We start from the raw sequence: 14,117 nt of genomic DNA on the forward strand, positions 1-14,117 counted from the left end.
AGGTCAAACATGAAACGAATCATTTTTATGGGAACACCGGATTTTGCAGTCCCTGTTCTTGAACAACTGGCAAATAAATACGAGGTGGTAGCGGTTGTCACGCAACCTGACCGCCCAGTTGGAAGAAAACGAGTTTTAACACCTCCGCCTGTGAAAAAGAAGGCAGAAGAACTCGGACTTCCTGTTTTTCAACCAGAAAAATTACGGCAGTCGGAAGCACTTGAAACGCTTATCGATTTACAAGCGGATTTACTTGTAACTGCAGCGTACGGTCAAATTTTACCGAAGCGTTTACTTGAAGCGGAAAAATATGGAGCGATTAATGTGCATGCTTCACTTCTTCCTGCTTATAGAGGTGGGGCGCCGATTCATTATGCAGTGATGAACGGGGAAAAAGAAACGGGTGTTACGATTATGTATATGGTGGAGCAACTTGATGCAGGAGATATGATTGCTCAGCGCAAGATCCCGATTACGGATCAAGATGACACAGGAGTGATGTTCCAAAAACTTTCAGAAGTTGGGGCAACACTTTTGATGGAAACTTTACCTGCCTTTTTTGCTGGGGAGTTCACGGCGATCCCGCAACAAGAGTCTGAGGTGAGTTATGCACGAAATATTACACGTGAACAAGAAAAAATTGATTGGGGGCGGCCTGCTCGCGATGTGTTCAATCAAATACGTGGTCTTTCCCCTTTTCCAACGGCTTATACAACGCTTGAAGGGAAGCCCTTTAAAATTTCAAAGGCACATTTGTCCGAACAGACGAGCAAGCTGAAACCGGGAAGTTTTCTTCTTCTTACTAAATCAGCATTTGGGATTGTTTGCGGGGATGGAGGCGTGATCGCACCGGATGTCATTCAGCCGACAGGAAAACCCAAAATGGAAACGGCGGCATTTATGCAAGGGGCTGGAAGACAGATGAGCGAAGAAACGAGGTTTGGTGAATAAATGAAAAAAACGACACGTGAGCTCGCACTGGAATTGCTTTTGAAAATTGAAAAACAAGGTTCTTATAGTCATCTTTTGATTAATGAAACTTTGAAAAAATATCCACTGAAGCGTGAAGATAAGGCGTTACTTACGGAACTTGTTTACGGAACGTTACAGCGAACTATTACTTTGGATTATTTTTTAGACCCTTTTTTGAAGAAAAAGCCGGAAGACTGGGTGCAGATGCTTTTAAGACTTTCGGTTTATCAATTAGAGTTTCTGGATAAGATCCCAGAACATGCCGTTTTGCATGAAGCTGGTGAGATTGCGAAGCGCAAAGGGCATGCGGGGATAACTAATTTTGTGAATGGTGTTTTGCGAAATTTGCTTCGAGAAGGTGTGAAAAATCCAGATGAGATACAAGACCCCGTGAAAAAACTAGCCGTTAGGGGGAGCTTGCCTGACTTTTTAGCGCGTCGTTGGATTGACCAATTTGGTGCCGCGCAAGCGGAAGAAATCGCGGCCGCTTTCCTTATCCCGCCACATCAAACGGTTCGGGTAAATGAAACAGAGACAACGCGTAAGGCTCTTCTTTCTGATCTTCAAAAAGAAGGAATAGAGGCGGAACCGTCTCCTGAGATTGCGGAAGCGATTCGAATTAAACATGGTAGCGTGGCAGACACAGCTGCATTTCGAAATGGAAAATGCTCAATCCAAGATGAAAGTTCGATGCTTGTGGCTTATGCACTTGAGCTGACAGATGACTTACATGTGCTTGACGCTTGTGCAGCACCAGGCGGGAAAACGACGCATATTGCTGAAAGAATGCACGGGACAGGTACGGTAACGGCGCTTGATATTCATCGTCATAAAACTAAATTAATTGAGCAAGCCGCAAGTAGGCTTAGTCTTTTAAATATTCGTGCGCATGAGCTTGATGCTAGAAAAGCAGGCGAAGAGTTTGATGCGGCGAGTTTTGATCGTGTACTTGTGGATGCACCGTGCTCGGGATTTGGTGTTTTGCGACGAAAGCCTGATATTAAATATACTAAGCGAGAAGAAGACATCTTGAGGCTGTCCAAAATTCAGCTGGATATTTTAGATGAAGTTAGCCAACTTGTTAAAGAAAATGGTATATTAGTTTATAGTACCTGCACGATTGATCAAGAAGAAAATCGTGGGGTGGTGACGGCCTTTTTGGAGAAGCATCCGGAATTTGAACAACTTTCTGTTACGGTCCCGGAAACATTGAGGCACTTGAAAACGGGCGATGACTTGCAAGTTTTACCAACTGATTTTGGAAGCGACGGTTTTTATGTTTCTAGTTTCAAAAGACGTCCTTAAGAATGGAGAGAAAAGCAGATTATGCACGTAGAATTTAGAACCGACAAAGGAAAAATCAGACATCATAATGAAGATAATGGCGGAGTTTTCCATAATCAAACGGGCAATCCTATTGTGATTGTAGCGGATGGAATGGGCGGACACCGTGCAGGTGATGTGGCCTCTGAAATGGCTGTGCGCTTACTCAGTGAGGCTTGGAAAAAAACGGAGGAATTTCTATATGCACCTGATGTGGAAGACTGGTTCCGTGAAACCATTCAAAAGATCAATCAGGAAATTGTGGCTTATGCTCGTGAAGAATCTGACTTAAAGGGAATGGGAACGACGCTTGTTGCTGCTGTTTTTACACGCAGTCAAGTTGTGATTGCAAACGTTGGCGACAGTCGTGCTTATCTTTTGAATCGTGAACGGTTGCAGCAAATTACAGAAGATCATTCGCTTGTAAACGAGCTGCTAAGAAAAGGTGAGATTTCAAAAGAAGATGCGGAAAATCATCCGCGTAAAAATATTTTACTACGTGCGCTTGGTGTTGAAGGTAGTGTTGAAACGGATACGTTTGCTGTTCCATTTGAAGCGAGCGATATTCTTCTGCTTTGTTCGGATGGCCTCAGCAATATGATTCCCGAAACGGAAATGGAGCAGGTGCTTTTAAGTGAGCGTACGCTAAGCGAAAAGGCAGATGCTTTTATTGCAAAAGCAAACGCTAATGGGGGCAAAGATAATATTACAGTTCTTCTCCTAACTAGAAATCTTAAAGAAGGGGGAGAGACGAAAAGATGATGATCGGTAAACGTTTGAATGGACGCTATAAGATTTTAAGTCCGATTGGCGGCGGCGGAATGGCAAATGTTTTTCTGGCGCATGACATGATTTTGAATCGCGATGTGGCGGTTAAGATTTTAAGAATTGACTTAACCGATGAAAGCAACTTGATTCGAAGGTTCCAACGCGAAGCGCAATCAGCGACGAGTTTAGATCATCCTAATATTGTGAGCATCTATGATGTCGGGGATGAAAATGACTTGCATTATATTGTGATGGAATATGTGGATGGTATGGATTTAAAACGCTATATTCAAGAAAATCATCCGATTTCGTTTGAAAAAGCGGTTGATATTATGCGGCAAATTGTATCGGCTGTTTCTGCAGCGCATGAGCGTCATATTATTCACCGAGATATTAAACCACAGAATATTTTGATCGACCAAAAAGGCATTGTGAAAATTACCGATTTTGGTATCGCGATGGCACTTTCTGAAACATCAATTACGCAAACTAATTCGCTCCTTGGCTCTGTGCACTATTTGTCACCTGAGCAAGCGCGCGGTGGAATGGCAACACAAAAATCAGATGTCTACTCACTTGGAATCGTCATGTATGAGCTTTTAAGTGGCGAAGTTCCTTACGACGGGGAATCGGCTGTTTCAATTGCCATCAAACATTTGCAAGCTCAGATTCCTTCTGTACGAAAAACGAATCCGGATATCCCACAAAGTCTTGAAAATATCATTATCAAGGCTACAGCGAAAGATCCATTTGCTCGCTATCAATCAGCTGAAGAGATGGAAGCAGATTTGCGAACTTGTTTGGATCCTGATCGGCTGAATGAACCCAAGTATATTTTGAAGACAGATGAGGGAGATACGAAAACGGTTCCGATCATTCCCTCAAAAGTGGCTGCTCGGAATTTGGATGAAACGCTTGTCCCGGAAAACACGGATAACCAAGCTGAACAAGTTGTGTCTGACGAGGGAGACTCGGCGAACATAGAGGAGTCAAAGAAAAGTAAAAAGAAAAAAAGTAAGAAGAAAAAAGCATTTTGGATCATTTTGGTGATTATTCTCCTTTTTGCGGGTCTAATTACGACACTTTGGGCAATTGGTCGCGGACCGGATGATTTAACGATGCCGGATGTTCTTGGGAAAACGGAAGCGGAAGCCCTATCAATTTTACAAAAAGACGGGTTTTCAATTGGCCGAACGGTGGAGCGCAACAGCGACTCAGTCAAGGAAGGGCGCGTGATTAGTTCTGATCCGAAAGCGGGCGAAGAAAAAGCGAAGGGCACGAAAGTCACGCTTTATATCAGTATCGGATCGAAAAAAATCTCGCTTGAAGACTATAGTGGTGAGAATTATGAGGAAACGAAGAAAACGCTTGAAGAACAAGGGTTTAAATCCATTACTAAGGATGAAGAATACAGTAGTTCGGTTGAAGCTGGGAAGATTATCTCGCAAGATCCTTCTGCTGGAACAGAAGTGATAGCAAAAGAGACGAGCATAAACTTCACTGTTAGTAAAGGAGCTCCGCCGATCACGCTGAAAGATCTGCGTGGCTACAATCAAAGGGCGCTTGATGATTACGCATCGTCCAATGGGATTACTATTAAATCGACTGAGGAATATTCGGATTCTGTCGAAAAAGGACAAGTGATTTCTCAAAGTCCTTCCGCGGGTTCTAGTGTAAGTAGTGGAGCGACGATTAATGTTGTTTTGTCGAAAGGACCTAAAGAAAAGCAAGTTAAAAAGGTGACTAAAACTTTGCAAATTCCTTATCAAGCAGATGAAGAGAATTCAGATAGTGATTCAAATGAGGAAGAGCCTTCCCCTGAACCACAGCATATTGTGATCTACATCGAAGATAAGAATCATAGCATGTCCTCACCTTACCGGGAAATGGACATTACGCAAAATACGAATGTCACCATTTCTTTTGAAATTGAAGAAGGTTCAAGTGCGAGTTATAAAGTGTTAAATAATGGCTCTGTAGTCAGCGAAGAAACGGTTGCTTATCCGGGTTAATAAGCTGAAAAAAGGAGGTTTTCGTACTGAAAGGTCAAATTATTAAGGCACTGAGTGGATTTTATTACGTTTACAGCGACGGGAAGACGTATCAAACAAGAGCACGGGGGAACTTTAGAAAGCGAAAGCTAACGCCGCTTGTCGGTGATGATGTGGAGTTTCAAGCTGATAACACAACCGACGGCTATATTTTAGAAATCTTGCCACGTGAAAACGAATTGGTTCGCCCGCCAATTGCGAATATCGACATTGCCATTTTGGTTTTTTCAGCTACGGAACCGTCCTTTTCGACGAATTTAGCGGATCGCTTTCTTGTTGCGATTGAAAAAGAAGATATCACACCGGTTATTTGTATCAGTAAGATGGATATCGCCTCAAAGAGCGAACAAGAGGTAGTGAAAGAAGTGAAAGAAGTTTATGAGGCGGCCGGCTATGAAATCTTTTTGACTAACGAACAAGTTAGCCAAGAAGCGTTACTTGAGCTTGTAAACGGCCGGGTTGCTGTGATCGCTGGCCAGTCTGGTGTTGGAAAATCAACTTTGCTCAATCAACTCAATCCTGAATTGACGCTTAGTACGGCGGAAATCTCGAATGCGCTTGGACGCGGGAGGCATACGACGCGACATGTTGAGCTCCTTCCAATTGGCGATGGTTTCATTGCGGATACGCCTGGGTTTAGTTCGATTGACTACGACGATCTTTCCCCTGGAAATTTGCAGTTTTGTTTTCCAGAAATTGAAGACAGGCGAACGGGCTGCAAGTTTCGTGGTTGTCTACATGAAAATGAACCTGCTTGTGCTGTGAAAACAGCGGTTGCTGAAAATGAAATTGCGCGTTTTCGTTATGAAGATTATTTACAAATTTTGACGGAACTAAAAAATAGAAAGCCGAGGTATTGAAAATGGGAAAAATTGCACCTTCAATTTTGAGCGCTGACTTTGCGAATTTAGAACGAGATATTAAAGAAGTTGAGGATCTTGGGGCTGACTATTTGCATGTGGATGTGATGGATGGACATTTTGTTCCAAATCTAACTTTTGGACCAGATGTGGTAAAAGCGATTCGTCCACGAACGAAGCTACCTCTGGATGTGCATTTGATGATTGAAGATCCGGATGCCTATATTCCGCAATTTGCAAAAGCTGGTGCAGACGTAATTTCCGTTCACGTGGAAACTTGTCCGCACCTGCACCGCACCTTACAACACATTCGTTCTTTTGATGTGAAAGCTTCTGCTGTTTTAAATCCGGCTACACCGATTGATACGCTTTTCCATGTGTTAGATGAGCTTGACATGGTGCTGTTTATGACAGTAAACCCCGGATTTGGAGGTCAAAGCTTTATACCGGAAGTTCTGAATAAAATTGCTGCTTTTAAAGCCTACATCGCTGAACGTGGATACGAAATTGACATTGAAGTCGATGGTGGCGTCAATGAAGAAACGGCTAAATTGTGCCTTGAAGCGGGTGCTAATATTTTTGTTGCAGGAAGTTATATTTACGGAAATCCCGATCGCTCGATTCCAGTCGATAAACTGCGCCAAGTCGTTGGAGAATAGTAGCAGGAAAAAAGGCTAGATAAGACTTTTTGGCCGTAAAAGGGGTTGGGGATTTGAAAGCAATACACATTATGGTAGGGGGACCGGTGGAACTCGTTCCACCGCTTGATTCTTACTTGGCGGATGCTGAATGGATTGGTATTGATGGCGGTGCAAAGCGTCTTCTTGAATTCGATATTCCAATGAAAAAGGCACTGGGCGACTTTGATTCGCTATCAGCGGAGGAGCTTACGCAACTAAAGCAACGAGTGCGAGATGTGACGGAGTTTCCTGCTGAAAAGGATTTGACGGATACGGAAATTGGCTTAATGGCTGCCATGGAAGAGAAACCGGATGTAATTCGGATTTTTGGAGCAACAGGTGGTCGGATGGATCATTTGTTAGCCAATTTGATGATGCTTACGAAACCGGAATTTAGGCAGGCGGTTCCGCTTGTTGAAATTATTGATTGCTATAATTGGATGAAAATGTATTTACCAGGTCATCATGAAATTCAGAAACTACAAGAAATGCGCTATGCTGCGTTTATTACGATGGAAAATGTAACGGGGCTCACGCTTACGGGATTTAAATATCCGCTTCAAAATGCGACGTTCCCATTTGCAAGGGCGCTTTCGAGTAATGAATTTCTCCAAGATTCTGGAACGTTTTCGTTTGATTCTGGGCTTATTTTGATGATTCAAAGTAAAGACTAACAGGAAAGGGGCGAGGCTCATTTTGAAAAGTAAGTATACCTGGTCACTCATTTCTGGTGGACTGGGCATTATTTTTAGTTTAGTTGTCCAAATTTTTACTGTGAGAAATGCCTTTTCTGCCAATTACTCGGAAAATTTGAAAGTTCCTGTGATGATTATGACAATTGCAAGCCTCGTTTTTATTATTGGATTTGTCGTAGGCTACTCATTTCTCGTGCAAAAAAAATTCAAGATCGCGATTCCAATCATTTTCGTAAGTGGAATTCCGTCCTTTATTTTTGTTCATATTTTTGCGGGAATGTTTATGGTCATCTGTGGGCTTCTCGGAAAGGCTTCTGAACCAGAATTTAAACCATAAAAAAATCGGGTAAAGCTAAACCACCTTCAAGCGAAAGCGCTGAAGGCGATTTTGGCAAGCTACCCGATTTTTTCTTTTGTCATTTTTAAGCAAAGAAAAAATGCAACGAGGCTCCGCTGCATTCCTATCTTTTAAACACGTTCTACTTTACCAGATTTAAGCGCACGAGTTGAAACCCAAACTTTTTTAGGTTTTCCATCTACGAGGATACGGACTTTTTGCAAGTTCGCTTTCCATGTACGTTTGCTTGAATTCATCGCGTGGGAACGACGGTTACCAGAACGAGATTTACGACCTGTAATCACACATTCTTTAGCCATTATAACCCCTCCTTATACCAAACTTCTCAAAGATGTTTCAGAAAGAAAATCTAAAGAGCATCTTTACGGTTATTTTCATACACTAGAATAATTTATCATAGAAATTCATTTCTTGCAAGGACTTATGCGAAATTGCTGCAAAGATTTTTTACTTGACACTAAAAGAAAGAATGAACCTCGGGAAGAGAGGCTTTCAATCGTTTGGGGATTATAGTAAAATAGAGGCTGATAAGGAAACTAAACGCTTTCGAAGCAGACTAAATCAGTTAATGGAACTGATTTCAAGGAGGAAATTTAATGTCACTTGAAATAGAAACGAAGCACGGCAAAGTAGCGATTACGGATGATGTGATTGCGACCATTGCTGGCGGGGCAGCGGAAGAAAACTTTGGAATTGTCGGTATGGCAAGTCGCCATCAAATTCGTGATGGCTTAACGGAAATTTTACGACGTGAAAACTATACAAAAGGTGTCATTGTTCGCAAAGAAGAAAATGGACTTCACATTGATATGTATATTATCGTCCGGTTTGGAACAAAAATCTCTGAAGTAGCACATAATGTTCAGGAACGCGTAAAATATACGCTTGAAAAAACACTTGGACTTACAGTTGACTCTGTAAATATCTTTGTTCAAGGCGTTAAAGTTTTGGACGAGGATTAAGGGAGGTTTATGAAATTTGGATACTACTTATCAGTTAAACGGTGAAAAATGGGCGACAATGATTGCACTTGGTGCTGAAAATTTAACGAAAAATGCAGATTTCGTGGATTCATTAAATGTGTTTCCAGTTCCAGATGGAGATACGGGAACGAATATGAATTTATCGATGACAAGTGGCGCAGAAGAAGTCAAAACAAACGAAAGAACACATGCAGGAGCTGTTAGTGCGAATCTTGCAAAAGGACTTTTGATGGGTGCACGAGGAAACTCAGGCGTGATTTTGTCTCAACTGTTTCGCGGTTTTTCAAAAGCTGTAGAAGGCAAAGAAACGCTTTCTGTAGTTGATTTTGCTGGCGGATTTGTAAAGGGCGTAGAGACAGCTTACAAGGCTGTTATGAAGCCTGTTGAAGGGACGATCCTTACCGTTGCTCGCGAAGCTGCAAAAGCAGGTATTGAAGCAGCAAAAAAGGAAAATGCAACGATTGAAATGGTGATGCATGGAATTCTTGAAAAAGGTAGAGAAGCCTTACAAAAAACACCCGAGCAGCTTCCAGTTTTAAAAGAAGTTGGAGTAGTTGATAGTGGTGGACAAGGTTTGATTATTATCTATGAAGGCTTTTATGGTGCACTTACAGGAAATATGGAAATTCCAGATTATATGCTATCTATGAGTGAACTTGTAACCGCCGAGCATCACAAACATGTCCAAGATTTCATGTCAACAGATGATATAAAATATGGTTATTGCACAGAGATTATGGTGCGTATTAATGAAAATAAAGCGGGTCAAAAGAAATTTAATGAGTCGGAATTTCGCGAGCATTTAAGCACAATGGGAGATTCACTTCTTGTTGTTGCGGATGATGAAGTCGCTAAAGTCCATGTTCATACAGAGCACCCAGGCGATGTTTTCAATTATGGGCAAGAATTTGGTAGCTTGATTAAAATGAAGGTTGAAAATATGCGAGAACAGCACGATGCGATTATCGCGAAGCCTGAAGAAGTAAAAACTGAGCGGGTAGCTGTTGGAGTTGTCGCAGTAGCTGCTGGTGAAGGAACAAAGCAACTATTTGAAAGTATGGGTGCGAAAGTTCTTTCAGGCGGGCAAACAATGAATCCAAGCACGGAAGATATCGTAAAGGCTATTGAGGAAGTCAACGCAGAGCAAGTTTTTGTTTTGCCAAACAATAAAAATATCTTGATGGCAGCAAATCAAGCGGGAGCGGTACTTGGTGAAGAAACGGTGCAAGTCATTCCAACGAAGACGATTCCAGAAGGACTTGCTGCTATGCTAATTTATCAACCGCAAACGTCATTTGCTGAAAATACAGGAGCGATGACAGAGGCGATTCAAGATGTGACAAGTGGATCTGTGACAACGGCTGTTCGTGATACGACGATTGATGGGGTTGAAATTCATAAAGATGAATTTATCGGCATGGTGGCTGGTAAAATTAAATTCAGTGAAAAAGCCCTTCAAGATGCAGCGCAAAAAACGCTAGAAGCGATGCTTGATGAAGAGAGTGAGATTGTAACCGTGCTTTACGGAGAAGGCACTTCTAAAGAGGATGCAGAGCAACTTTGTGACGCGCTTGTAGAGGCATTCCCTGATGCTCAGTTTGAACTTCATGACGGTGGTCAGCCTGTCTATCCGTATATCTTTTCAGTGGAATAAAAGGAGAAAATGAGGATGAGGAAAGGGTGGTAAGAGATGAAATTTAATAGTGTTTTCGACGTCATTGGTCCAGTTATGATCGGACCGTCCAGTTCGCACACGGCGGGGGCCAGTCGAATTGGTTCGATTGCAAGAAGTGTCTTTGGCGAGCAGCCAGCTCAAGTCGATATTCATTTATATGGCTCGTTTGCGAAAACTTATAAGGGACACGGAACGGATGTGGCATTAATTGGCGGTTTGCTTGGCTTTGAGCCAGACGATCCTAGGATTAAAAATGCTGCAGAATTAGCAAGTGAAGCGGGAATGCACATTCAATTCATCGAAGAAACAGAAGAAGCCCCTCATCCAAATACTGTCAAACTGGTTCTTAAAAATGGAATGAAACAAATGACACTTGTCGGAGCGTCTATTGGCGGGGGGAAAGTGGAAATCATTCGTTTGAATGAATTTGAACTTGAATTCACAGGGACGGCTCCAGCACTTCTTGTCTTGCATGAAGATAAATTTGGTTTAATCGCGAGTACGACAAAAATTATCGCGAATCATGAAATTAACATTGGCGCGATGAAGGTTTCTCGGAAAGTGAAAGGTGACGATGCGCTCATGGTCATCGAAGTCGACCAACTTGTTGAACAAGATCTGCTCGATGAAATTGCAAAATTAGACGGCGTTTTCCAGGTAGCGAGCATTATTATTTAATTTAGGAGGATGAAAGTTATGTTTCGTACAGTCGCAGAACTAGTCGATATCGCAGAACGTGAGAATAAAGCTGTTTCGGAAATCATGATTGAACGTGAAATGGGTGTTTCCGGTAAATCACGTGAAGAAGTTTTTGAGGCGATGGAACGAAATCTTGATGTCATGGAAGAGGCGATCAAACAAGGCGAAGCAGGCGTTGAGTCAACAACTGGATTAACTGGCGGAGACGCTGTTTTAATGAATGACTATATTGAAAAAGGTCAATTTTTGTCGGGGGAAGTTTTGCTCCGGTCTGTTCAAAAAGCGATTGCGACGAATGAAGTGAACGCTGCAATGGGTGTTATTTGCGCAACTCCTACAGCAGGAAGCGCGGGTGTCGTTCCCGGCGTTTTGTTTGCCGTTAAAGATAAGCTTGGTCTTTCGCGGGAAGAAATGGTTAACTTCTTATTTACAGCAGGAGCGTTTGGCTATGTTGTGGCTAATAATGCTTTTATCAGTGGCGCTGCGGGCGGGTGTCAAGCAGAAGTAGGGTCAGCGAGTGCAATGGCTTCAGCGGCAGTTGTTGAAGCGGCTCATGGAACGCCTGAACAGTCGGCACACGCGATGGCGATGACGATGAAAAATATGTTGGGGCTTGTATGTGACCCTGTTGCAGGTCTTGTTGAAGTGCCTTGTGTGAAACGAAATGCTCTAGGTTCTTCACAAGCAATTATTTCGGCAGACATGGCACTTGCTGGCATTAAAAGCCGAATTCCTTGCGATGAAGTTATTGAAGCGATGCACCGTGTTGGACTCCAAATGCCGAGTAGTTTAAGAGAAACAGCTGAAGGAGGACTTGCGGCAACGCCAACGGGACGTATGATTCAAGCGAAGATCTTTGGATTGTCGCCAGACGGCATTGGTGAATAATTTAAATAGCCTTCCACTTACGACGCTTAAAGGGATTGGCGAGGAAATGGCTAAAGCATTCAAGGAGCTCGGCATTGAAACGATTTATGACTTGCTTTGGAATTTTCCTTATCGCTATGAAGATTACCGGATGCGTGATTTAACGGAAGTGGAAAATGGAGAACGAATTACGGTATTTGGTGAAGTTTTGACGGAGCCGACGGTTTCTTACTACGGTCGAAAAAAATCGAAACTATCTTTTCGCTTGTCAGCAAATGGACAAGTTTTAAAGATTGATTTTTTCAATCAGCCTTATTTGAAGAATAAAGTGGAATTAAATAGTGAGGTGACTATTTCCGGAAAATGGGATCAAAACCGTGCTCAAATTACAGCCAGTAAATTTCATGCGGGACTAAAAGCGCAGGAGGAAAACTTTGAAGGCGTTTATCGCCTAAAAGGAAATTTGCGTAATAAGACGATTTTGAAATATACAAAGCAAGCTTTCGAGCTTTACGGGAATCAAATTGAAGAAGTCATTCCTGAGGAGTTCTTGCAAAAGTATAAATTAATTTCTCGCGTAGATGCTGTTAAAAGCTTGCATTTTCCAAAAAGTGAGACGGAATTAAAACAAGCGCGTAGGCGTATGGTTTATGAAGAATTTTTACTGTTTCAAATGAAGATGCAGTTTTTCCGCAAAATTGAACGAGAGCGATCGGGCGGGGTTTCGATCGACTATGATGTGAAGGAATTACGAAGCTATATTGATTCGCTCCCTTTCCCGCTTACAAATGCGCAAAAACGAGTGGTGAATGAAATCAGTGGAGATATGAAATCGCATTTCCACATGAATCGTTTGCTTCAAGGAGATGTGGGTTCTGGAAAAACGGTTGTGGCAAGCATTGCCATGTTTGCGGCGGCAACAAGTGGGTTTCAAAGTGCTTTAATGGTGCCAACTGAAATTTTGGCGGAGCAACATGCGGACTCGCTTTTTGAACTACTTGAACCTTTTGGTATTACAGTTGGACTTTTAACAAGCAGTGTAAAAGGTAAGAAAAGACGAGAACTCCTAGCTATGCTTGAGGCAGGGGAGCTTGATGTGTTGATTGGAACCCATGCGCTTATTCAAGACGATGTTGTTTTCAAACGTCTTGGCCTTGTGATAACCGATGAACAACACCGGTTTGGCGTCAACCAGCGCCGCTTTTTGCGTGAAAAAGGTGAATATCCCGATGTGCTTTTCATGACGGCAACTCCAATTCCAAGAACACTTGCCATTACGGCTTTTGGAGAAATGGATGTGTCCATTATCGATGAACTTCCAGCAGGACGAAAGGAAATTGAGACTTTCTGGGTGAAGCACGAAATGCTCGACCGAGTGATTTCGTTTATGGAAAAAGAAATTGAACAAGGTCGTCAAGTTTACGTGATTTGTCCACTCATTGAAGAATCGGAGAAGCTAGATGTGCAAAATGCGGTTGATTTTTACAATATTTTGCTTGGTAAATGGAAAGGAAAATACACACCTGGACTCATGCATGGCAGATTACTTCCAACAGAAAAAGAGGAACTCATGCGCGAGTTTAATGACGGCAAGATTGACTGTTTGGTTTCGACAACAGTTGTTGAGGTTGGGGTCAATGTGCCGAATGCAACGATGATGGTAATTTATGATGCGGACCGGTTTGGTTTGTCACAACTTCATCAGCTTCGTGGACGTGTGGGTCGTGGCAGTCATCAATCTTACTGTATTTTGATTGCAGATCCCAAAACAGAAGTCGGCAAAGAACGCATGACAATTATGACGGAGACAAACGATGGCTTTGCGTTAAGTGAGCGCGATTTGGAGCTTCGCGGACCTGGCGACTTTTTCGGGAAAAAGCAAAGCGGCATTCCTGAATTTAAAGTGGCGGATATGGTGCACGATTACCGGGTGCTTGAACTAGCACGTCAAGATGCGGCTAAACTGATTTTTGAAGAAGATTTTATGAATGAACCAAGGTACAAGCAACTGCGAAATCTACTTGAATCATTAGGCGTTTTTAGCGAGGAAAAATTGGACTAAAAACGGAAAAAACTTGCAAGCTGCTCACTTTTTATATAACATATTAGCGTAAACTTAAAAAGCAACCAGATTGGGTGAGGAAATCGATTGGTTTTTCCAATCCCGTTTTTTTAGCTTAAATTTA

At 42.4% G+C, this 14,117-nt stretch carries 14 protein-coding genes; 13 read left to right on the forward strand and 1 reads right to left on the reverse strand.

Going from position 1 to position 14,117, the window contains the following annotated elements:
• The first annotated feature begins 9 nt into the window (after window positions 1-9).
• The 8 genes from fmt to HB912_RS10570 are packed head-to-tail and all read left to right on the forward strand — an operon-like array spanning window position 10 to window position 7,686.
• Entirely contained in the window at window positions 10-951 is a 942-nt protein-coding gene (gene fmt, locus HB912_RS10535) for a methionyl-tRNA formyltransferase (RefSeq protein WP_185374417.1), read from the forward strand.
• Window positions 952-2,277, forward strand: a complete 1,326-nt coding sequence (rsmB, locus tag HB912_RS10540) for a 16S rRNA (cytosine(967)-C(5))-methyltransferase RsmB (RefSeq protein WP_185374419.1) — start codon at window positions 952-954, stop codon at window positions 2,275-2,277. It abuts the gene before it with no gap.
• 21 nt (window positions 2,278-2,298) lie between these two features.
• Window positions 2,299-3,057: a Stp1/IreP family PP2C-type Ser/Thr phosphatase gene (locus HB912_RS10545; RefSeq protein WP_185374421.1), complete on the forward strand. Its 759-nt coding sequence runs from the start codon at window positions 2,299-2,301 to the stop codon at window positions 3,055-3,057.
• Window positions 3,054-5,075: a Stk1 family PASTA domain-containing Ser/Thr kinase gene (pknB, locus tag HB912_RS10550; RefSeq protein ID WP_185374423.1), complete on the forward strand. Its 2,022-nt coding sequence runs from the start codon at window positions 3,054-3,056 to the stop codon at window positions 5,073-5,075. Before HB912_RS10545 ends, pknB begins: the two co-directional genes overlap by 4 nt.
• Window positions 5,076-5,101: 26 nt before the next feature.
• A complete protein-coding gene (gene rsgA / locus HB912_RS10555; RefSeq protein WP_185374505.1) occupies window positions 5,102-5,974 on the forward strand; it encodes a ribosome small subunit-dependent GTPase A in 873 nt (290 codons plus the stop codon).
• 2 nt (window positions 5,975-5,976) lie between these two features.
• Window positions 5,977-6,633: a ribulose-phosphate 3-epimerase gene (rpe, locus tag HB912_RS10560; protein ID WP_036070972.1), complete on the forward strand. Its 657-nt coding sequence runs from the start codon at window positions 5,977-5,979 to the stop codon at window positions 6,631-6,633.
• A gap of 53 nt (window positions 6,634-6,686) precedes the next feature.
• The gene (locus tag HB912_RS10565) at window positions 6,687-7,328 is read left to right on the forward strand and encodes a thiamine diphosphokinase (RefSeq protein WP_185374425.1); all 642 of its coding nucleotides are present in this window, start codon (window positions 6,687-6,689) and stop codon (window positions 7,326-7,328) included.
• A 22-nt stretch (window positions 7,329-7,350) separates the two neighbouring features.
• Entirely contained in the window at window positions 7,351-7,686 is a 336-nt protein-coding gene (locus HB912_RS10570) for a hypothetical protein (protein ID WP_185374427.1), read from the forward strand.
• Window positions 7,687-7,817: 131 nt separating this feature from the next.
• Here HB912_RS10570 and rpmB read toward each other — a convergent pair whose 3' ends face one another.
• On the reverse strand, window positions 7,818-8,006 hold the full coding sequence (gene rpmB / locus HB912_RS10575; protein WP_036070470.1) for a 50S ribosomal protein L28: 189 nt from the start codon (window positions 8,004-8,006) through the stop codon (window positions 7,818-7,820).
• Window positions 8,007-8,303: 297 nt separating this feature from the next.
• Here rpmB and HB912_RS10580 point away from each other — a divergent pair, with 297 nt between their 5' ends.
• From HB912_RS10580 to recG, 5 genes are read left to right on the forward strand one after another with little or no spacing between them, the layout of a single operon-like run.
• Window positions 8,304-8,669, forward strand: coding sequence for an Asp23/Gls24 family envelope stress response protein (locus HB912_RS10580; protein ID WP_036070467.1), 366 nt, complete (start codon window positions 8,304-8,306; stop codon window positions 8,667-8,669).
• Between the two features lie 58 nt (window positions 8,670-8,727).
• A complete protein-coding gene (locus HB912_RS10585) occupies window positions 8,728-10,344 on the forward strand; it encodes a DAK2 domain-containing protein (RefSeq protein ID WP_185374507.1) in 1,617 nt (538 codons plus the stop codon).
• Window positions 10,345-10,380: 36 nt separating this feature from the next.
• Entirely contained in the window at window positions 10,381-11,043 is a 663-nt protein-coding gene (gene sdaAB, locus HB912_RS10590) for an L-serine ammonia-lyase, iron-sulfur-dependent subunit beta (protein ID WP_185374429.1), read from the forward strand.
• 18 nt (window positions 11,044-11,061) lie between these two features.
• Complete coding sequence (sdaAA, locus tag HB912_RS10595; protein ID WP_185374431.1) at window positions 11,062-11,952, forward strand: L-serine ammonia-lyase, iron-sulfur-dependent, subunit alpha; 891 nt, start codon at window positions 11,062-11,064, stop codon at window positions 11,950-11,952.
• A complete protein-coding gene (recG, locus tag HB912_RS10600; RefSeq protein ID WP_185374433.1) occupies window positions 11,945-13,993 on the forward strand; it encodes an ATP-dependent DNA helicase RecG in 2,049 nt (682 codons plus the stop codon). Before sdaAA ends, recG begins: the two co-directional genes overlap by 8 nt.
• Window positions 13,994-14,117 lie beyond the last annotated feature (124 nt).

It is taken from the genome of Listeria aquatica (genome assembly GCF_014223975.1).
Taxonomy (GTDB): domain Bacteria; phylum Bacillota; class Bacilli; order Lactobacillales; family Listeriaceae; genus Listeria; species Listeria aquatica.

Excerpts from the sequence above, each read along its gene's own strand:
- fmt (WP_185374417.1), top strand. The coding sequence starts at position 10 with ATGAAACGAATCATTTTTATGGGAACACCGGATTTTGCAGTCCCTGTT.
- rsmB (WP_185374419.1), top strand. The coding sequence starts at position 952 with ATGAAAAAAACGACACGTGAGCTCGCACTGGAATTGCTTTTGAAAATT.
- HB912_RS10545 (WP_185374421.1), top strand. The coding sequence starts at position 2,299 with ATGCACGTAGAATTTAGAACCGACAAAGGAAAAATCAGACATCATAAT.
- pknB (WP_185374423.1), top strand. The coding sequence starts at position 3,054 with ATGATGATCGGTAAACGTTTGAATGGACGCTATAAGATTTTAAGTCCG.
- rpe (WP_036070972.1), top strand. The coding sequence starts at position 5,977 with ATGGGAAAAATTGCACCTTCAATTTTGAGCGCTGACTTTGCGAATTTA.
- rpmB (WP_036070470.1), bottom strand. The coding sequence starts at position 8,006 with ATGGCTAAAGAATGTGTGATTACAGGTCGTAAATCTCGTTCTGGTAAC.
- HB912_RS10580 (WP_036070467.1), top strand. The coding sequence starts at position 8,304 with ATGTCACTTGAAATAGAAACGAAGCACGGCAAAGTAGCGATTACGGAT.
- HB912_RS10585 (WP_185374507.1), top strand. The coding sequence starts at position 8,728 with ATGATTGCACTTGGTGCTGAAAATTTAACGAAAAATGCAGATTTCGTG.
- sdaAB (WP_185374429.1), top strand. The coding sequence starts at position 10,381 with ATGAAATTTAATAGTGTTTTCGACGTCATTGGTCCAGTTATGATCGGA.
- sdaAA (WP_185374431.1), top strand. The coding sequence starts at position 11,062 with ATGTTTCGTACAGTCGCAGAACTAGTCGATATCGCAGAACGTGAGAAT.